The sequence below is a fragment of the Bordetella sp. 02P26C-1 genome, assembly GCF_009763255.1.
Classification (GTDB): domain Bacteria; phylum Pseudomonadota; class Gammaproteobacteria; order Burkholderiales; family Burkholderiaceae_B; genus Bordetella_A.
This window is the reverse complement of the sequence record NZ_WSJB01000025.1, coordinates 23026-43705: the sequence shown is the minus strand read 5'-3', so window position 1 is coordinate 43705 and position 20680 is coordinate 23026. Positions and strand designations below refer to the sequence as shown.

Sequence of the window (20680 nt, the reverse complement as noted above, 5' to 3'; positions counted from 1 at the left end):
ATCAACGCCGCGGGTTAGCTTGTACTGGGTTCAACGGCCGCGCACGGCTTGCACGCGCGCTTGCACCATCAGGGCTTTCATATCGCGCACGGCTTTATCCCAGCCATCGAACACGGCTTGCGCCACAATCGCATGGCCGATATTCAGCTCCGCGATGCCGTCAATGGCCGCGACGCGGGCGACATTGCCATAGTGCAGCCCGTGCCCGGCATTCACGCGCAAGCCATGACGTAGGCCTTCAGCCACGGCAGCGTCTACACGCTCGAGCTCGCGGTCGGCTTCTTCGCCCTCGGCCTCGGCGTAGGCGCCGGTATGCAATTCAATGACCGGCGCGCCGGCTTGAACGGCCGCCTGGATCTGCACCGGATCCGGATCGATAAACAAGGACACGCGGATACCAGCTTGCTGCAATTGCTGCACGGCATGGGTGACGGCCGGCAATGCGCCCGCCACATCCAAGCCGCCTTCTGTCGTCAACTCGGCGCGTTTTTCGGGCACGAGACAGACATCGCTAGGCCGCACCGCGCAGGCGATGTCCAGCATTTCCGGGGTGATGGCGCATTCCAGGTTCATCCGCGTGCGCAGCAGCGGCCGGATGGCGTGGACGTCGGCGTCCTGGATATGCCGGCGATCCTCGCGCAAATGCAGGGTAATCAAGTCAGCGCCTGCGTCTTCCGCGCGCAACGCCGCTTGTACCGGATCGGGATAAGCCGTGTGGCGTTGCTGACGCAGCGTCGCCACGTGATCAATGTTGACACCGAGTTCTATCATGATGCCTTTACGCATGAAACAAGAGGGGCGGCGACGGGCTCCCATCATCAGGAATCCGCCGGCTTCCATAAGTGTAGCCCTACTCGCCCGCGCAACGCGGTGGTTTAGCGAAAACAGGCAGTGCGGCGAATCGCCATGCGATGTCGTGTGCCGACTGCCCCACCCGATCAGTTGGTTTTCGCGTTCACCGGCTCGATGGAAGGCAAAGGCTCCGCCCCGGTCGGCACGGGCGTACCTGCCTGCGCGTCAGTCGCGGGGACCGTCTCATCCTCCCAGCCGCCACCCAGCGCCTTATACAGTGCCACGCGGTTATTCAGCGCGGCCAATCCGGCCTGCACCAGACTCAGCTGCGCGCTGTAGAAATCGACCTGTGCGGACTGCACTTGCAGATAGCTGTCGATCCCGTTCACATAGCGCAGATTAGACAGTTCCAACGTGCGCGCCGTCGATGCCTGCAACGAACGCAATGCGTCTAACTGCGCGCCAAAGGTCGCCTCGCCCGCCAGCGCGTCGGAGACTTCCTGAAAGGCCTGTTGAATCGTTTGCTCGTACTGCGCGACGGCAATGTTGTTGCGCGCCTTCGCCAGGTTCAGACCCTCGCGAATACTGCCGCCCGAGAAAATCGGCGTCGTGATGGACGGCGAGAAACTCCAGGCCCGCTGGCTGCCTTCAAACAAAGATCCAAGCGTCGGACTCGCGAAACCCAGCATGCCGGTCAGCGAGATCGAGGGGAAAAACGCCGCCCGAGCCGCGCCGATATTCGCATTGGCGGCACGGAGATTATTTTCCGCCGCCATGATGTCAGGCCGACGCTCAAGCAAATCCGAAGGCAGGCCGGCAGGAACCGTCGCCAACAGTTGATCCCGACCAAACTCCGCCGGCGGCGGCAGGTCGGTAGGCATGGGCACACCGATCAGCACCGTCAACGCATTGATGGACTGCGCGCGTAGCCGCGCCAACTGCGCCAGATCGGCGGAGGCCGAATCGAGCAGGCTCTTGGACTGGTTCAGCTCCATTTCCGAAGCCACGCCGCCCTCGAACCGACGTTTGACCAGATTGAACGATTCCTGACGCGATGCCAAAGTCTGGCGCGTCAGCTCGAGCTGGACTTCAGCGGCACGCAGATTGAAATACGACTGCGCGACCGCGCCAACCAGTGTGATGTGCACGCTACGCTGTGCCTGTTCGCTGGCCAGATACGACTGGTACGCCGCCTCGGAGAGATTACGCAAACGGCCAAACAAATCGATCTCGAACGAGGTCATCGCCAGGCCGCCCTGGAAACTATTCGAGACCGAAGGCGCTGCCTCGCCGCCGACGCGCATATTCGCCGGCATGCGCTGACGCGTCCCTTCGACGCCTGCGCCGATTGTGGGCCACTGCGCGCCACGCTGAATGCCGTACTGCGCACGCGCCTCTTCCACGCTCTCGACCGCCACGCGCAGGTCGCGGTTGTTCACCAGCGCCAGCTCGATCAAGGCCTGCAGGCGTGGATCGCGGAAAAATTCCCGCCATCCTATATCCGCTGCCGGCACGGTCGAGGCCGGAGCCACCGTCTGCGCCGACTGCCCGGAAAGCGAAATATCGCCCGTCGCTTTGTTGAATTGCACTTTGGGCTGCGCCGGCCAATCCAGCGGCACCGGCGATTCCGGACGATGATAGTCCGGCGCGAGCGAGCAGCCTGCCAAAAAGCTCGCCACCCATACAGAAAGCGCGGTTCGTTTAACCATCAGGGCTCTCATTGCTTGCCCTCCTCGCCTGCGCCGGTAGACGGCTTGGGCTCTTGTCTCGGCAGCGCCGACTGGGCAGCTTCACGTGCGCGCTTCTCGGCTTGTTCAGCCTCCCAGGCCTTAAGTTCGCTACCCAACAGGCGGGGCTTGGTTTTGAAAATACTGAGCATCACGACAAAGAACGTCGGCACGAAGATCACGGCAAACGGCGTCGCGGCCAACATCCCGCCCAGCACGCCTATGCCCACCGCCTTCTGGCTGGCCGCGCCTGCGCCGGTGGCCATCGCCAACGGCAGCACGCCCAGAATGAAAGCCAGCGACGTCATCAGAATCGGACGGAAACGCAGACGCGCGGCCTCAACCGTGGCCTCGTACAGGCCCATGCCCCGTGCGTACTGATCCTTGGCGAATTCCACGATCAGAATGGCGTTTTTCGCCGCCAAGCCGATCACGGTCACCATACCGACCTGGAAGTACACATCGTTGGACATTCCCAGCGCCGAGACCAAGCCTACCGCGCCCAACATCCCCAGCGGCACGACCAGCATGACCGACAAAGGAATCGCCCAGCTTTCGTACAAGGCGGCAAGCACGAGGAACACGACCAGCAACGCCAGCCCCAGCAGGATGGGCGCCTGATTGCCCGCCTGCCGTTCCTGGTAGGACAAACCGTTCCATTCGTAGCCAAAGCCCGGTGGCAACTCGCCCACCAGACGCTCCATCTCGGCCATGGCCTCACCGGTGGAATACCCCGGCGCGGCGTCGCCGCCCAAACGAACCGAGTCGTAGCTGTTGTAACGGATCACCTGCACCGGCCCTTGTGTCCAGCGATAGGTCACAAAGCTCGAGAGCGGCACCATCTGACCTTGGTTATTGGCCACGTTCATCTGCAAGATATCGTCGGCCTGCATGCGGTAATTCGGCTCCGCTTGCACCCAGATGTTCTGCATGCGTCCCATATTGGGGAACTTGTCGATGTAGCTCGAACCCACTGCCGTCGAAATCAAGGTCGCGACCGATTGGAAATCCACTCCCAGCGCGGCGGCCTTATCCCGGTCGACCTGCAAGTTCAGCTGCGGGCCGGGCTGCAGGCCGGTGATGCGCACCTGCGACAGGATCGGACTCTTGCTGGCCATTTCCATCAGCTGCGCGGTGGCCTGCGCCAGCGCCGCTGGCCCCATATTGCCGCGATCCTGCAGACGCAAGTCAAAGCCGGTCGCGTTACCCAAAGACGAGATCGCCGGGGGCACGACGGTGTACACCAGGGCGTCGGGGATGCCCATCAGCAACTTCTGGAATGCCGTGAATGCAATCGCGCCCGCGGAATCCTGGGCCGCCTTGCGCTCGTCAAACGGCTTGAGCGTCGTAAAGGCAATTGCCGCATTCAGACCGTTACCGTTAAAGCTATAGCCCTGTACGGTAATCACGTTATCGGTCGTGGGCAGGTTCATGAAGTAGTTTTCGACCTGCTCCAGCACCTCCACCGTACGGTTGGCGGTAGCACCCGTGGGCAGCTCGATGTTACTGACCACATAGCCCTGGTCTTCCTCGGGCAGGAACGACGAGGGCAGGCGCATATACAGCCAACCCAGCAGCACCACGAACAGGAAGAACACAAACATCATCCGGCCGCCGCGATGCAAAATGCGGGCGACCCAGCTCTGATAGCGATGCGTGGTCGAATCGAACTTGCGGTTAAACCAGCCGAAAAAGCCTTTTTTCTCTTCGTGATGTCCTTTCGGGATAGGCTTGAGCAGCGTGGCGCACAAGGCCGGTGTAAAGCTCAAAGCCAAGAACGCCGAGAAGAAAATCGACACGGCCATCGCCACCGAGAACTGGCGATAGATCACACCGACCGAGCCGCTCATGAATGCCAGCGGCAGGAACACCGCCACCAGCACCAGCGTGATCCCCACAATGGCGCTACTGATCTGCGGCATGGCTTTCTTGGTTGCCTCCTTGGGCGACAAGCCCTCGGTGGCCATGATCCGCTCGACGTTCTCAACCACCACGATCGCGTCATCGACCAGAATGCCGATGGCGAGCACCATGGCGAACATGGTCAGGACGTTGATCGAAAAGCCCAGCGCCAGCATCACCGCGAACGCCCCCATCATCGCCACCGGCACCACCAGCGCCGGAATCAGGGTATAGCGCACGTTCTGCAGGAACAGGAACATCACCAGGAACACCAGCACCATGGCTTCCACCAGGGTATGGATCACCTGCTCGATCGACACCTTCACATAGGGCGCGGTGTCATACGGGATTTCGTACGTGATATTGCCTGGGAAATACTTCGACAGGCTCTCCATCTGATCGCGCACGCCTTGCGCGGTCTGAAGCGCGTTGGCGTCCGGCGACAGCACGATCGCGAATGCCGCCGTGGGCTTGCCGTTCAGGCGCGCGCCGAACTGATAATTGTCGGCGCCCACTTCGATGCGGGCGACGTCCTTCAGACGCACCGAGGACCCATCGGGATTGGCGCGCAACACGATGTCGCCGAACGCCTCGACGGTGGAGAGCTGACCATTGACCACCACGGTCGCGGTGAAACGCTGGCTTGCCGGGTTCGGCGGCGCACCCAGGCTACCTGCCGAAATCAGCACGTTCTGCTGGCTGATCGCGTTATTCACCTGCGCGGCGGACAGGTTAAACCCGACCAGTTTGGCCGGATCGATCCAGACACGCATGGCGCGCTGCGCCGCGAACAACTGGAACTGCCCCACGCCAGGCACCCGCGAAACCGGGTTCTGAATATTGCGCGCGATGTAGTCGGCCAACGCCGTCTCGCCCAAGGAGCCGTCGGTCGACGACACCGTCACAATCATCAAAAAGCCCGCGCTGGTTTGCTGGTACTGGATGCCTTGCTGCGCCACTGCCGTGGGCAGCTGCGCGGTCACATTCGACACCCGGTTTTGCACATCGACCTGCGCGAGATCGGGATCCGTGCCGGGCGCAAAGGTCGCGGTGATCGTGGATTGACCGTTGGAGTCACTCACCGACTCGTAGTACAGCAGGCCCTTGGCGCCGTTAAGCTGATCTTCGATGATACTGGTGACGGATTCCGCGACCTCTTGGGCCGAAGCACCAGGATAGGTCGCCGTAATCGTGATCGCCGGAGGCGCCACGTCGGGGTATTGCGCGACCGGCATATTGGGAATCGCCAGCATCCCCGCCATGAGGATGAACAGGGCAACTACCCAGGCAAAGATTGGTCGTTCGATAAAAAATTGCGGCATTGTGGGCTAACCGGGAAAGTGCTCACGAAACAGGCACGCGGCGTCTCGCGCCGCGTGCCGTTTAGGATTTTTGATCCGTGGCGGGCTGTGCGGGCGGCGCACCGCCGTCGGATTTGCCTTGGGCGGGAGCCCCCGCCCCATCCTGCGGACCCTGTCCGGACGCCGGCGCCTTGCCCGCGCCGCCCGGATTCCAGGGGCGGGTCTGGGCAGGTGCACCCGGACGGATTTTCTGGAATCCCTCGACCACGACCACGTCGCCCGCTTTCAGGCCGCTGGTGACCAGCCACTGATCGCCAATCGCGCCACCGGTGGTGACGGCGACTTGATCGATCTTGTTGTCCTTGACCAGCATCAGGCTTTGCAGACCGTCAGCCGTGCGCTGCAATGCCTGCTGAGGCACAAGCAAGGCCTTTGGATCTACGCCCTGATCCAAGCGCACGCGCACATACATGCCGGGCAACAACAGATGGTCGGGATTCGGCACCTCGGCCCGCAGATTCACTTGTCCAGTCGTCGGATCAACGGTAATACCGGTAAACAGCAGCTTGCCGGGATGCTCATACTCGGAACCGTCTTCGAGGACTACACGCACGCGGGCGGCGTTATCACCGGCGCGTTCAATCGTGCCCTTGGCAAACGCCTGACGCAGCTTGGCCAGCTCGGCCGTGCTTTGCGTGAAATCCACATACACGGGATCGAGCTGCTGCACGACGGCCATCTGCGTGGCGGAGGTCGCCTCGACCAGCGCGCCCTCGGTCACCATCGCCTTGCCGATACGACCATCGATGGGCGAGGTCACATCGGTGTAGCCCAGATTGATGTCGGCCGCTGCCAGATTGGCTTGAGCCGCAGCCACCGACGCCTGCGCCTGGCGATAGGCCGCCACCGCGTTATCGTATTCTTGCTTGCTAACCGCGTTGGCCTTCACCAGCGGCGCATAACGGTCGGCCAGCGCCTTCGCACTATATAAGTCAGCCTGAGTCTGTTTGACCTGCGCGGCCGCCTGATCGCGCGCGGCGCGATACTGAGCAGGATCGATCTTGAACAGCAGCTGACCCGCCTTGACCTCGCCACCCTGCTCGAACTCGATCTTCTGCACGATGCCCGTGACGCGCGCGCGAATCTGTGCATCGCGCACCGCATCCACGCGACCCGGCAGATCCGAGACGATGGAAGCCGACTGAGGTTGAACCGTAACGACGCTGACTTGCGGCATACCAGGATTCATTTGAGGCTGCTCTTTGCAACCAGCCAGTGCCAACGCCAAAAGCGTAGCGACACCGAATCCCAAGACACGATGATGCGAAAAACGCATGAATTCCTCACGGTGTAGAGCCGCGCGCACCCAACCACGCAGCGGCGCCGAATGGCCTAGTCACATTCGGCAAGCCCGTTAATGTAACCCCATTTGGTAACCAAACCTAGTGACCCGGGGGATAAACAGGCGTCTAATTTGCGACAAAGTAGCGCATCGACGCACAAACGCCGAAGGCCATGAGTATGCGCCGGCGCACGCAGGCCGGCACCCTGATTATTTCGCCTGCCCGGCGGTAGTGGCCTGCGCCTTCTGCGGGGCGTCGCTACCCGCACGGAAGGGATACTGCTGAAAGATTTGCGCGACTTCTTCGGCTACATTCTGCAACGAATCAGCGGAGGCCGGATTGTCCACCATACCGGTGCTTATGCCTTCCCAGACGAGCTGTTTGCGCCGTGCATCGATCAGATCAATGTTGAGCGTGCCTTCGGTATATTGGAAGACATCATCGCCCCACCCATAACCGGGCCAGCCACCATAAAAGCCTGCGCGATATCCATAATACGGGCCCATGGCCATGGGCATCGGCATGCCGGGCGTGACTTCGGTTTTCTGCTGCAGCTTCGCGTTGAAGTTCACCAGCAGGTCCGGCGATTGCTCGTTGTACACGTAACCGCGCATTTCCATCTGACTGCGCGTGGCGGTCTTGAGCCGCTCGGTCAACAAGGTGGTATAGCCCGCCTTATCCGTACCCAGCGGCGACATAAAGCCGAAGCTGTGATACTGGGCGAAGTTCGCGCTGTGATCATAGTCACTGCGTATCGTCGGCCCGGTCGAACATGCGGACAAAAGTCCAAGGGCGGCCATCACAGGGGCGAGAGCAAGGCGTTTCATGACGATAGTCTCCGCAGAAGGACACGCCATCATGCCTTGAAGCGCGACAAAATGCAACAGACTCTCATTCGCGTTGATAGCCCAATACGGAATAAATGAACTTGTCCTAGCGGCCTCCTCGCCTTGGCGCCGCGCGGCGGTCTGCATTCCAATAGCAGAGGCGGGGCCACAGGCAAGGAACCCAGAATGAGACCCCGCCCTCAGCGGCTAGCCTAGAAGCAAAGCATCATCCGACAGCTTCTCCCCCCGCACGTGCTCAAACATGGCAAGCAAGTCAGCCACATCCATGCCCCGGCGTTCGTCGCCCGAGACATCCAGCACGACCTGCCCCTGATGCAGCATCACCGTACGATCGCCCACATCCAGCGCCTGCCGCATGCTGTGCGTCACCATCATGGTCGTGAGCTTGCTTTCCGCAACAATACGCGCGGTCAGTCGCAGCACGAAATCGGCCGTGCGCGGGTCGAGCGCGGCGGTGTGCTCGTCCAGCAGCAAGATTTGCGAAGGCTGCAAGGCTGCCATCAACAGACTGACCGCCTGCCGCTGTCCGCCGGAAAGCAGACCGATCCGGTCGGTCAGCCGGTTTTCCAGGCCGAGCCCCAACGTGGCGAGCCGCTCGCGAAACCCTTCGCGCATCGAGGCCTTTACCGCGCGCCCGAAGCCGCGACGCAAGCCGCGCGATTGCGCCAGCGCCATGTTTTCCTCGATGGTCAGGTCCTCGCAGGTCCCCGCCATCGGGTCCTGGAACACGCGCGCGACCCGGGTGGCGCGATCCCATACCGGCTTGCGGGTAACGTCCTCGCCGTTGATCTCGATGCGACCGGAGTCCACCGCGAGGTCGCCGGACACCGCATTCAGAAAAGTCGATTTGCCCGCGCCATTGGAGCCGATCACGGTCACGAACTGCCCACTGGGAATTTCCAGCGACAGCCCGCGCAAAGCCCGAGTCTCAATCGGTGTACCGGCGTTGAAAGTGATCTGCAAATTATCCGCTCGCAGCATGATCAAGCTCCTTTTTTGCCGATCAGGCGGCGTTTCAAGAGAGGAATCACCAGCGCGATCGTCACCAGCACGGCGGTGACCAGATTCAAATCCTGCGCCTGCAAACCAATAAAGTCACTATTCAAGGCCAGCGCGATAAAGAACCGATAAACGAGTGCACCAATGATGACGGCCAGCGTTGCCCACATCAGCTTGCGCGACGGCAAAATGCTCTCGCCGATGATGACCGCCGCCAGCCCGATCACGATGGTGCCTATGCCCATCGAAATATCGGAGCCACCCTGTGTCTGTGCAAAGAGCGCCCCCGCCAAACCCACCAGTGCATTGGACAAGGCCATCCCGCCCAGCACCATGGCACCTGTATTGACACCCTGCGCGCGCGCCATGCGGCCGTTAGAGCCGGTCGCGCGCATCGCCAGACCTGACTGCGTAGAGAAATACCAGTCGAGCAGCACCTTGATCACCACCACCACACCCAGCAGAATCAAGGGACGCGCCACATAGTCGCTCAGCCACTCGGGCTGCAGGATCGTGAAGACCGTCGGTTCCATGATGAGCGGCACGTTAGGCCGGCCCATGATGCGCAGATTCACCGAATACAACGCGATCATCATCAAGATACTGGCCAGCAGATCCATGATGCGCAGCTTGACGTTTAGCCATCCGGTAATCAGCCCCGCCACGGCCCCGGCGGCCGTCGCCGCCGCCGTCGCCAGGAACGGATCGACGCCCCCGGCAATCAAGGTGGCCGCCACCGCGCCGCCCAGCGGAAAACTACCGTCAACCGTCAAATCCGGAAAGCGCAACAACCGGAACGAAATAAAGACGCCCAGCGCCACGAGGCTGAAAATCAGGCCGATTTCCAGCGCGCCAAGCAAAGAGAATAAAGACATGAATGGAATCTATCCGGCCGTGCACACTGCACGGCCGGCATTTCTCGTAAAAAAACGCTCGGTGAGCAAAGCCAATCCGCCAGCCCGGTGCCGGCGGCTAGCGGCGATTTATTTTATGACTTCCGCCGCGGACTTGACCAATGCCTCGGGAAGGGTCACGCCCTGCTTGGCGGCCGAGCCCGGATTGACGTAGAGCTGGAGCTTCGAACTGGTTTCCGTCGGGATGTCGCCGGGCTTTTCACCCTTGAGCACGCGCACGACGATTTTGCCGGTCTGCACGCCCAGGTCACGGTAGTTAACGCCCAGCGCGGCGATAGCCCCCCGTTTCACGCTATCGGTATCCGAGGCGATCAACGGAATCTTGGCATCGTTACCGACTTTCACCAGCGATTCGTAGGCCGAGACCACGTTGTTATCCGTGTTGGTGTAGATGACATCTACTTTGCCGATCAGACTGCGCGCGGCGGAACCCACGTCTACCGTGCGCGGCGCGGCCGCTTCGACCAGCGTCATACCGGACTTCGGCAGTAGCTCTTGCAACTGTTTCACGACGACGACGGAGTTCGCCTCACCGGGGTTGTAAACCATACCGACTCGCTTGGCCTCGGGCACGATTTTCTTGATCAGCTCGATCTGTTTGTCCAGGGCGAGCAAGTCCGAAACCCCCGTCACGTTCGTGCCCGACGCTTCCATGGAGGGCACCAGCTGCGCGGCAACCGGGTCCGTCACGGCCGAGAACACCACGGGCACATTCTTGGTCGCAGCCACGACCGATTGCGCCGAGGGCGTGGCGATGGCCACGATCGCATCGGGGCGTTCGCCAACAAACTTGCGGGCGATCTGCGCGGCCGTGCCGGTGTTGCCCTGGGCGCTCTGATATTGCCACTTGAGGTTTTTGCCGGGCTCGTAGCCGGCCTGCTTCAGCGCGTCCAGCACGCCATCGCGCACGGCATCCAACGCCGGGTGCTCAACAATGGCTGTGACCGCGACGGATTTCTGCTGCGCCATCACGGGATAGGCCTGGCTTGCCAGCGCGAGCGCGACCGCTCCCAAGGTCAGAATTCGTTTTTTTCCGATCAGCATCGGATGACTCCTTACACCGTTTAACTGAGGGTGAGACTGTGGCGAAACATATGCCACACCTCCGATTCACCACCCCCGTGAAGGAGAAGTCTAACGTGTTGCGCGAATCCAGGTGCGCGGGTAATCCCTGACCTCCCTCTTATACCCGGTCACTGCTTCAGCGAAAACGGCAGGCCAACTTGCGGCCTGCCGCCTGTACTCGCATCAATCCAGCGTCACGCCAGAGTCTTTCACGACCTTACCCCAGCGGCCGATTTCACTATTGACGAACTCGCCGAACTGCTCGCCCGTCAGATTCGGTGTGACCGATCCGTTGTTCGCCCAGATCTCCTTGACCTTGGGCGCGTTCAGCGCTTTAGTCACTTCCGCGATCATCTTATCGACGATAGGTTTAGGCGTACCGGCCGGCGCCCATAACGCGTACCAGGTCGATACCTCATAATTGGGTACACCCGCTTCGGCGGCGGTGGGCACATTCGGGAATGAAGGCGAACGCTCTTTGGCAGCGACAGCCAATGGCTTGATGGTGCCCGAACGAATATGTCCGGCCGACGAGCCCAGGCCATCGAACGCCAGATCCACCTGTCCGCCGATCAAAGCCGACAACATTGGACCCGCGCCCTGATACGGCACATCCACGAGCTTGATTCCGTTTTGCAAGGCGAACAATTCGCCCGCCAAATGGTGCGTACTACCCTTGCCTGCCGTGCCGAAATTGATATCCCCAGGACGCGCGCGGGCGTACTCAATGAACTCCTGCAACGTATTGACGGGCAGCTTGTTCTTGTTGATCACCACGACCTGCGGCGGCTGCGCTAACAAAGCCACCGGCACAAAGTCCTTTTGTATGTCGTAGTTCAGATTCTTATACAGCGATGGCGCCACGGCGTGATGCGCGCCGCCCATGAAGAAGGTGTAGCCATCAGGCTTGGCCTTGGCCGCCACGCCAGCGCCCACCGTACCGCCCGCACCGCCTTTGTTGTCGACCACCACGCTTTGCCCCAACTGTGTGCCGAGTTGTTGCGCAAGCGGCCGTGCGAACGTATCCGTGCCGCCACCCGCGGGGAAAGGCACAATGAGGTTAATGGGATGTTCGGGCCAGTCAGCCATCGCAGCGGTCGTGGCGAGCGCCATGCTTGCGCCGAATATTGCGGCCGCACCAAATGCACGAATGGAATGCTTCATGTTGTCTCCTCGTATGAATCAACACCCATAGGCGTTGTTATTGGCTCTTATGAATGCATTACGGTTATCGCCGCCCAAGCTGCCGGGCGGTAGAACACATCAGAAAACGTGCGCCCCCTCCTCTTCAGGGTTGTCGGCTCGCGCATTCACGCACGCGGGCCGATCTGACTCAAGCAGTCTTGTACGTTTCACGCAAGACGTTCTTTTGTACCTTGCCCATCGTATTGCGCGGCAGCTGATCGACCACATGCAACTGCTTGGGCACCTTGAAGTTCGCGATGCGTGTCTTCAGTTCGGCCTGCATCGCGTCGGTATCGATGGTCGCGCCTTCCCGCGGCACGACCACCGCCACCACCGCTTCCCCAAAATCCGGATGCGCCACGCCGATCACGGCGGACTCCAGCACGCCCGGCATTTCGTCGATGATCAGCTCGATCTCCTTGGGATAGACGTTATAGCCACCCGAGATAATGAGGTCCTTGCTGCGTCCCACAATCGACAGATAATCCGCCGGCACCTGCGCACCGCCCGACTCGCCGCCAAACCGGCCCACGTCGCCCGTGCGGAACCAACCGTCGGTCGTGAACTCCTCTTTGGTCTTTTCCGGCATGCGCCAATACCCGGAAAACACATTCGGCCCGCGCACCTGCACATTGCCGATCTCGCCCACCGGCAGCACCTCATCGCGATCATCGACGACACGCACATGTACGCCCGGCAGCGCCTTGCCCACCGTACCGCCCAAGCGCTCGCCCGCGGCCGGATAGTAGGGGTTCGAGGTCAGCATCACCGTTTCGCTCATGCCATAGCGTTCCAGGATGGTGTGCCCGGTGCGCGCCTTGAACTCGTTAAACGTCTCCATCAAGAGCGGCGCCGACCCCGAAATAAACAAGCGCATACGCGCGCAGACATCGCGGTTAAAGCGCTCCTCGGCCAGCAAACGCACGTAATACGTGGGCACGCCCATCATGACCGTGCAACGCGGCAGGTAACGCAGCGCCTGCTCGACATCGAGCTTGGGCAGCCAGATCATGCGCGCGCCCGCCAGCAATGCACCGTGCGAGGCCACGAACAATCCATGCACATGGAAAATCGGCAGCATGTGCAGCAACACATCGTCCGGGCGCCAACCCCAGTAGGTATGCAGCACTTGCGCATTCGATGCGAGGTTGCCGTGCGAGAGCATCGCGCCCTTGCTGCGACCCGTCGTGCCAGACGTATAAAGAATGGCGGCCAGATCGTCCGCCTCGCGCAGTACCGTCTCGAACTCGCGCGGTTGCTGGGCCGCCGCCGAAAGCAGCGTGCCGGTACGATCCTCATCCAGCGTGAACACGTGCCGGGTGCCGGCTTCTTCGGCGACCTTGCTCACCCATTCCAGGTTCTTGCTCGAGCACACGACAACGGCCGGCTCGGCGTCCTTGAGAAAATACGCGATCTCGGCTTCGCGATACGCCGTATTCAACGGCAAATACACCAGTCCCGCGCGCAGCGTGGCGAGATATAGCAACAACGCCTCGGGCGACTTTTCGACCTGCACGGCAACACGCGAGCCTTCCGGCAAATTCAACGACGCCAACAAATTCGCCAGGCAGGCGCTGGCCTGCTCGACGTCTTCCCAGGTGTAGAGCAAATCGGGAGTCTCCAATGCGATTTGCTTACGATCCTCGGGGAACCCGCTACTCAACACGGTATACAGATTGGCGTTGCTCACCTTATTTATTCTCCAGTAAATGTCGGCGTCCGCCCCGCGAGGAAGGCACTTACCCCCTCCCGGTGATCGCGACTTTCGGCATAAGAAAAGAAATCTTGATAATCTGATTCGGTCAGCGGCAAGCCAGCGGCCATATGGCGCGATTGCCGCTTGTTGATACGCGCCGCCAACGGCGCGCCTCGCATGATGCGTTCGGCGCTTGCAAGTGTCTGGTCGGCAACCTCCGCATCGGGCACCACGCGCGTCAACAATCCCAACGACAAGGCCTCCGCCGCGTCAAACACGCGCCCTTCGAGCAGAATCGCCAGCGTGGTCGCGCGTCCGACCAACCCCAGCAGTCCGCGCATTTCGTCCGGCGCCATGGAAAAACCGAGTTTGTTAATCGGCACGCCGAAGCGCGCCGAAGCACCGGCAATGCGCAGATCGGCTTGACAGGCAATTTCCAACCCGCCGCCCACGCATACGCCTTCGATCTGCGCGACGACCGGATGCGGGCATTCGGCAACGGCATGCAGCGCGGGCGCCAGAATCTCCTGGTGATAGTGCCGCACCCCCGCCGTATCGCCCCGCAGCTCGGGAAACTCGCGGATATCCGCGCCGGCCGCGAAATTGCCATCCGCGCCACGGATAATCACGCAACGCACGCTCATATCCTGGGACAAGGCCTCGAACACTTGCTGCAACTGTCCCCACATCGACACCGTGATCGCATTTAAGCGGCCCGGGTTAGACAGCGTCACCCACGCCAGGCCGCCTTCCCTCTCAAGGCTCACGCAGGCTCCCTCGATGGCGCTGGATAACGTTGACTGGCTCATGACACCCTTTGCTATATCGGTAAACGGGTTCTACGCATTCACGAAGCGATCCGCGCAATGCCGCGACTGATGCGCGGTTTGCCTTGATGCAGTTGCTCGAGGTTTGCATCCAGGTCATCGAGGTCATACAGATAATTGACCATGATCCCGCACGACTGGCCCAATCCTTTGGGTGACGTATCCGCCGCCCAATTGATCCGTTCGATACGCGCCCCGTTGCCCAGATGAAAACGCGCGACGGGATCGAGGGGTTGATTGTTTTTCATGGTGGTCAGATAGCGCACCACCAGCTTCATCGCGGCCCGCTGCACGACCTCAGAAGACTTGCGCGTGGCGGCCTTGCTCAAGCGTTCAACCCAGCGCGCGCCATCAGGCGCACCCGAACGCGTGCGCCCCTTTTCGCGCACGATCTCCTCGACCTCGGCCGCGCTAAGACGAGACATCCAATCGACCAGACCCGGAATCGGCGACAAGGTCGCGAAATTGCGCAGTTTCGGCAGTTCATCGAGCAAACACTCGATGACCCGTTTAAGCAAAAAGTTGCCAAAACTGATCCCGCGCAATCCCGGCTGCGTATTGGAAATCGAATAGAAAATCGCCCACCGCGCTTTATCCAGATCCTGCTCCGGCGCATCGGTATCCAACACGGTCTGCACGTTGTCGGCCATTTTGGTGTCGAACGCCACTTCGACAAAGATCAGCGGTACATCCGGCATTTGCGGATGAAAATACGCATAGCAGCGGCGATCCGGCGCGACCCGATGGCGCAAGTCATCCCACGAACGGATCTCGTGCACGGCCTCGTAAATAATCAGCTTTTCCAATAGCGACGCAGGCGAATCCCAGGTCAACGGACGCAGCTCCAGCAAGCCAACATCGAACCAGGCCGACAACAGTCCTTCCAGATCCTTATCCAGCGCCTGCAGACCCGCGACTTGTTTGCGCCAGCGCAGCATGTCCGCGCGCAACGCCACCAGGAATCGCAGCCCGTCTGGCAGCGCATTGAGTCGCTTGAAAAACAGCACCGCGCCGTCGCCGCGCGGTTGTAGTTGTGCGTCGACTTGAGAAAGCGCCGTCAGCATCTCGCGCCGTCGCTTGCCATCGGCGGCGCAATAGACCGAGCACCAGTTGCGCGCCAGCTTGTTTGCCGCCACATCGGTCAGACGCGCGCGGAACATGGGCAGAATGTCGGATACACCCGGCAAGCGTTCACGATCCCATAAGCGCCCCAAACGCGCCATCAGCCCGGCACTCTCGGTGCCTGACTTATCATCCGCTCCCGTGTCAGAATCAGGCGACTGGGCGAGGCGCGCGAGCGCGCTGGAGTCTTGGGCTGTCATGGTTGATCTCCCGGTGTTCGTGTTCAGTCGTGGATGATGAAGAAACGGTGCGACGGCCGGAACCCGGTGCCGCCGGCTCTGCCTCCGACGCGCGCGCGAGCCGCCGCAGCGCGTCCATCTGGCGCATTAAATGCGCGCGGGCGAGGGCTTCGGCGGCGTCTGGGTCGCGCGCTTTCAGCGCGGCGAATATGGCCATATGCTCTGCGCAAGACGCCAGAATGCGCCCCGGCAAGGTCAAACTTTTATGCCGGGAAAGACTCAGGACCTGCCGCAGATTGCCCACCATGTCTGACAGCCAACGATTATTGGCCAGGGCTTGCAGGGCTTCGTGGATCCGCGCATTCGTCTCGTAATAAGCGTCCACCTCGCCCGCCCGCGCATGTTGTTGCAACTCGCGGTGTAGCGCCTCCAGGCCGGCTAGCTCCGCGTCCGTTGCCTTGACCGCCGCTTCATGGGCACAACGCCCTTCGAGCATCGCCATGAGCGGAAAAATGTCTTCCAGATCCTGTAGCGATAGCTCGTTGACGAAGCACCCGCGACGCGGCTCCAGGCGAACTAGGCCTTCGGTGGCCAGGACTTTCAAAGCCTCCCGCAAGGGCGTGCGCGAAATGCCCAGCACGCGGGTCAGTTGCACTTCGTCGATCCACGCGCCGCTGGCCAGCGCCCGCGACCTGATCATGCCGCGCAGCCGGTCCGCGACCTCTAGGTACAGCGCTTGACGGACGATCGGTGCAGTCATGGCGTGCCCGGAATGGGATCCTGTAATTCATAATTATAGGAATCCTCATCTTAGCCATCCCGAGCGCGACCGGATAGGGGGTACCCGGTTAGGGGTTACCCTAAAAGTGCAACATTCCGTCAACCGCGTGCCGGGTCAACGCACGTGCCCAGCGCCGGGCCGGCAGGCCATACTTGCTTTCCACCACCTCGGCACGCTCCAGCAACTGCGCCGGTGTGACCGCCAAGGGCGGGCCGCTGAATGCGAGCACGATCTGATTGCCCTCTTCGATCTCGGGCAGCAACACGATACGATCGTCGAACGCTCGGCGCAGATTTTCGATATTGGGCTCAAAGCTTTCGTGGCGGCCGAAGAGATTCACCGACAACACGCCGACCTCGCCCAACACACGACGGCAATGGCGGTAAAACGCCACCGAGTCGCGTACCGGCCCGCGCGCCTGCGCGTCATAGAGGTCCACCATCAGCACCGGGCAACGCCCGGCATTGAGGGGATCTGCCACCCAGGCACCCGCGTCCTCATGATGCACCGTCAAGCGCGAACTTGTCGGCAGTCGGAAAAACATCTGACAGACCGCCGTGACCTGCGAGTTCCACTCCACCACCGTCAATGGACTACGCGTGTGCTTCATGCAAAAACGCGTGATGGATGCGGCCCCGAGACCCAACTGGCCAATGGCCTCGTCTTTTGGCGGATCCAGGAACAACAGCCACGCCATCATCTGCGTCGTGTATTCCAGCACCAACTCGGCGGGCGCCTTGATGCGCATGGCACCCTGGATCCATTCGGTACCAAAATGCAGATAACGAATGCCGTCAGATTCGGAAAGTGTGGGCTGATCGGCAGCAGCGGGGCGGGAGGGGGGTGGCATCAGAGGAAAGTCAGTTAAGAATCGCGTGATTGTAGCCACGTCACACGCGCCAATTCGCCGCCCTCTGTGGAGTCCAATATGTGAGAGAACGCAACAGCACGTCAGGAGGAGTGGCAATATACGTTTCCGCGTCAGCCAGCTTGGCCGGTATGCCGACATAACGCCATTGCGAATCCACGAAATAGATAAGAGAGCCGAGATGAATGAACACCCTGTCCCCGTGCGTGCGCCCTTGAAAAAGGAGCCTTACCGACACGAGCAGCCCCGAGGCATGATTCCTGACTTGATCCACCATGGGGTGACCACGGATTGGCTCGAGCATGACAATTTATGGGTCCCCACGCCAAGCGGCTCCTTCTTCAAGCCCGTCGTTTTCTCCCCATCTGAAGGGCTCTACATCAATTTGATCCGCGTCGAGCGCAGCGGCGTCCTCTCGCGTCACCGGCACTCTGGCACTGTGCACGCCATTGTCTTGAAAGGGCGTTGGCAATATCTCGAACACGACTGGGTCGCCGAAGAAGGCAGCTTTGTATTTGAGCCCCCAGGAGAGACTCACACTCTGTACGTGCCGGATGGTGTTGACGAAATGGTCACGCTCTTTCACGTAAAGGCGGGCTACGTCTTCGTCGACGTCGATGGAAACGCATTGGGCTACGAAGACGTCTTTACGAAGATGGATAAAGCACGCGAGTACTACAGCTCAATCGGGTTAGGTGAAGACTACATCAATCGATTTATCCGTTAAACACGCGGATCGTGACTCTGTCGTGCCGTGCACCAATGATTAGACCAATGCGCGGGAAACAGGTACCAGGAGACACCATGGAATCTTTACAACAAAGCAATCGCGGGGGGATACCCTCTCTCAAGCGCAGACAGCTTTTGCAAGCGACCTTCGGATTGGCCGCTTTTGCGGCGTCCGGAATGGCGAGCAGCGATAGCCATTGGGCGCCAACAAAACCATTACGTCTCGTCGTGCCGTTCCCTCCAGGCGGCATCACCGATACTCAGGCCAGAAAAATCGCTCATAAGCTGAGCGAACAGTTAAACCAGGCAGTTATCGTGGAAAACCGTGCGGGCGCCAGCGGTTCGATCGGAACGGAGTACGCGTCGCGCTTGCCGAGTGATGGCCATACATTGATCTTGGGAACGCAAGGTACCATTTTCCTCAATCGCATCATTTATCCCGAACAAACGCAGGGAGTCGCCTCACTCCTTCCCGTGCATGGCGTATCACTCAATCCGATCACATTAGTCGCAAATCCAGACAGGCCGTACTCCACTCTAGCAGAGCTCATCGAGTTCGCCCGCCTGAATCCTGGGAAGGTCAACGTCGCGTCTCCCGGGGCTGGCACCGGCGCTTTCTTGTCCTTTATGCAGTTGCAATCCGAAGTGGGTATTAAGACCACCCCTGTCCATTACAAAGGCAGCGCTGCCGCAATCAACGATCTTGTGGGCGGGGTCGTGGATGTGATGCCGGATTACATGGTGGCGGTGGATCCCTTCGTACGGGAAGGACGTCTCCGTGCGCTGGCGGTCGGTTCAAATCAGCGGTTGGCCATCGCACCCAATGTTCCGACCATCAAGCAAACCGGCGTCGTAGACGACGTCTTGACGCCATGGACAGCATTGTTCGCACCGCCCGGGACGTCACCTGCCGCGGTGGCGCGTCTTTCTCGGGAAGTGGCCACGGCCCTGCGCGACCCGTCAATTCAGTCGATGCTGGTTCAGGGCGGCAGTGTACCGATGCAAGCATTTGGGACGGTCGAGCTAGCCAACTTCCTACAAAAGGAAGGGCCAATTTGGGAAGGTGTCGCCCGAGAAGTGGGTCTCAAACCCGCAGCGGCAGGTTGATACCGCCGGCCACGTCTGCAACACGACAGTGAGCGGCGTCCAACGCCGCGACCGCCGCCGCACAAAGATCACACGCGTTCGAACACCGCCGCAATGCCCTGACCGCCACCAATGCACATCGTCACCAGCGCGTAACGGCCTTGAACGCGCTGCAACTCGTACAAAGCCTTGATCGTGATGATCGTGCCCGTGGCGCCGATGGGGTGGCCCAGACTGATGCCGCTGCCGTTGGCGTTTACCTTGGCCGGGTCCAAGCCCAGCTCGCGTGACACCGCACACGCCTGGGCGGCGAAGGCCTCGTTGGCTTCGATCACGTCCAGTTGATCCACGGTCAGGCCGGCACGCTTTAGGGCTGCTTGCGTGGCCGGCACCGGTCCGATCCCCATGATGGAGGGCTCCACGCCGACATGGGCATAGGCCACCAATCGCGCCAGCGGCTTGACGCCACGTTCGCGCGCGACGCTGGCGTTCATCAGCACAACCGCCGCCGCGCCATCGTTCAGCCCGGAAGCATTGCCGGCGGTCACGGTGCCGTTTTCTTTCTTGAAGACGGTTTTCAGCGCCGCCAGCCCATCGGCCGTCACATCGCGGCGCACGTGTTCGTCCGTATCGAACACCACCTCGCCCTTACGGGTCTTGCGCACGATGGGCACAATCTGGTCCCGGAAGTGTCCCGCATCGATCGCCGCCGCGGCGCGCCGGTGCGACTCGACCGCCAGAGCGTCTTGGTCCTCGCGGCTGATACCGAACTTCGCGGCCACGTTCTCCGCCGTCACGCCCATGTGGATACGCTCGAACGGATCCGACAACGCACCGGTCATCATGTCCACGAGCTGCGCGTCCCCCATGCGGGCGCCCCAGCGCTGGGTCGGCGAAATATACGGGGCGCGGCTCATGCTTTCCACGCCCGCGCCTATCGCGATCTCCGCATCGCCCAGCATAATGGTCTGCGCGGCCGACACAATGGCCTGCAAGCCCGAACCGCATAAGCGGTTGACGTTAAACGCGGGCGTTTCCTTGCCGATACCGGCATTCATGGAGACCACGCGCGACAGGTACATATCGCGTGGTTCGGTATTGATGACATGTCCGACCGCGACATGGCCGACTTCGCCGCCGCCCACATTGGCGCGGGCCAGGGCTTCCTTGATAACGGTGGCCCCCAGCTCGGCCGGCGGCACGTCCTTTAACGCGCCCCCAAAATCTCCGATGGCGGTACGGGCGCCCGCGACTACGACGACTTCATTCATGTTGTTCCTCCAGTTTTGTATTCCATGCCGGGCGACGCGCGGCGC

Annotated in this window: 17 protein-coding genes; 2 read left to right on the top strand and 15 right to left on the bottom strand. The window is 61.0% G+C overall.

Going from position 1 to position 20680, the window contains the following annotated elements; genetic code table 11:
* Positions 1-30: 30 nt before the first annotated feature.
* From pdxJ to GOQ28_RS15050, 14 genes are all read right to left on the bottom strand, one after another.
* Positions 31-771: a pyridoxine 5'-phosphate synthase gene (gene pdxJ, locus GOQ28_RS15115; protein WP_160357120.1), complete on the bottom strand. Its 741-nt coding sequence runs from the start codon at positions 769-771 to the stop codon at positions 31-33.
* A gap of 167 nt (positions 772-938) precedes the next feature.
* Positions 939-2513 carry an efflux transporter outer membrane subunit gene (locus tag GOQ28_RS15110; RefSeq protein WP_160357066.1) on the bottom strand — a complete coding sequence of 525 codons (1575 nt, stop codon included), beginning with the start codon at positions 2511-2513 and terminating at the stop codon, positions 939-941.
* Entirely contained in the window at positions 2510-5743 is a 3234-nt protein-coding gene (locus GOQ28_RS15105) for an efflux RND transporter permease subunit (RefSeq protein ID WP_160357065.1), read from the bottom strand. The genes GOQ28_RS15110 and GOQ28_RS15105 overlap by 4 nt, the downstream gene beginning before the upstream one ends.
* Positions 5744-5804: 61 nt before the next feature.
* On the bottom strand, positions 5805-7058 hold the full coding sequence (locus GOQ28_RS15100) for an efflux RND transporter periplasmic adaptor subunit (protein WP_160352089.1): 1254 nt from the start codon (positions 7056-7058) through the stop codon (positions 5805-5807).
* A 216-nt stretch (positions 7059-7274) separates the two neighbouring features.
* Complete coding sequence (locus tag GOQ28_RS15095; RefSeq protein ID WP_160357064.1) at positions 7275-7892, bottom strand: DUF4136 domain-containing protein; 618 nt, start codon at positions 7890-7892, stop codon at positions 7275-7277.
* Positions 7893-8099: 207 nt separating this feature from the next.
* Complete coding sequence (locus GOQ28_RS15090; RefSeq protein ID WP_160357063.1) at positions 8100-8894, bottom strand: ABC transporter ATP-binding protein; 795 nt, start codon at positions 8892-8894, stop codon at positions 8100-8102.
* Between the two features lie 2 nt (positions 8895-8896).
* Positions 8897-9787, bottom strand: coding sequence for an ABC transporter permease (locus tag GOQ28_RS15085; RefSeq protein ID WP_160352086.1), 891 nt, complete (start codon positions 9785-9787; stop codon positions 8897-8899).
* Between the two features lie 108 nt (positions 9788-9895).
* Positions 9896-10870: an ABC transporter substrate-binding protein gene (locus GOQ28_RS15080; RefSeq protein WP_160352085.1), complete on the bottom strand. Its 975-nt coding sequence runs from the start codon at positions 10868-10870 to the stop codon at positions 9896-9898.
* A gap of 204 nt (positions 10871-11074) precedes the next feature.
* The gene (locus GOQ28_RS15075; protein ID WP_160357062.1) at positions 11075-12055 is read right to left on the bottom strand and encodes a Bug family tripartite tricarboxylate transporter substrate binding protein; all 981 of its coding nucleotides are present in this window, start codon (positions 12053-12055) and stop codon (positions 11075-11077) included.
* A 169-nt stretch (positions 12056-12224) separates the two neighbouring features.
* Positions 12225-13766 carry an AMP-binding protein gene (locus GOQ28_RS15070; RefSeq protein ID WP_160357061.1) on the bottom strand — a complete coding sequence of 514 codons (1542 nt, stop codon included), beginning with the start codon at positions 13764-13766 and terminating at the stop codon, positions 12225-12227.
* Between the two features lie 5 nt (positions 13767-13771).
* Positions 13772-14581 carry an enoyl-CoA hydratase/isomerase family protein gene (locus GOQ28_RS15065; protein ID WP_160357060.1) on the bottom strand — a complete coding sequence of 270 codons (810 nt, stop codon included), beginning with the start codon at positions 14579-14581 and terminating at the stop codon, positions 13772-13774.
* Between the two features lie 38 nt (positions 14582-14619).
* On the bottom strand, positions 14620-15921 hold the full coding sequence (locus GOQ28_RS15060; RefSeq protein WP_160352081.1) for a malonyl-CoA decarboxylase domain-containing protein: 1302 nt from the start codon (positions 15919-15921) through the stop codon (positions 14620-14622).
* Positions 15872-16660: a GntR family transcriptional regulator gene (locus tag GOQ28_RS15055; protein WP_160357059.1), complete on the bottom strand. Its 789-nt coding sequence runs from the start codon at positions 16658-16660 to the stop codon at positions 15872-15874. The genes GOQ28_RS15060 and GOQ28_RS15055 overlap by 50 nt, the downstream gene beginning before the upstream one ends.
* A 100-nt stretch (positions 16661-16760) precedes the next feature.
* Positions 16761-17531, bottom strand: coding sequence for a spermidine synthase (locus tag GOQ28_RS15050; protein WP_160357058.1), 771 nt, complete (start codon positions 17529-17531; stop codon positions 16761-16763).
* A gap of 199 nt (positions 17532-17730) precedes the next feature.
* Here GOQ28_RS15050 and GOQ28_RS15045 point away from each other — a divergent pair, with 199 nt between their 5' ends.
* Together GOQ28_RS15045 and GOQ28_RS15040 are read left to right on the top strand one after the other, a co-directional pair.
* Positions 17731-18276: a 2,4'-dihydroxyacetophenone dioxygenase family protein gene (locus GOQ28_RS15045; RefSeq protein WP_202109744.1), complete on the top strand. Its 546-nt coding sequence runs from the start codon at positions 17731-17733 to the stop codon at positions 18274-18276.
* A 77-nt stretch (positions 18277-18353) separates the two neighbouring features.
* Positions 18354-19385, top strand: coding sequence for a Bug family tripartite tricarboxylate transporter substrate binding protein (locus GOQ28_RS15040; protein ID WP_160357057.1), 1032 nt, complete (start codon positions 18354-18356; stop codon positions 19383-19385).
* A 68-nt stretch (positions 19386-19453) separates the two neighbouring features.
* Here GOQ28_RS15040 and GOQ28_RS15035 read toward each other — a convergent pair whose 3' ends face one another.
* The gene (locus GOQ28_RS15035; RefSeq protein WP_160357056.1) at positions 19454-20635 is read right to left on the bottom strand and encodes an acetyl-CoA C-acyltransferase family protein; all 1182 of its coding nucleotides are present in this window, start codon (positions 20633-20635) and stop codon (positions 19454-19456) included.
* Positions 20636-20680 lie beyond the last annotated feature (45 nt).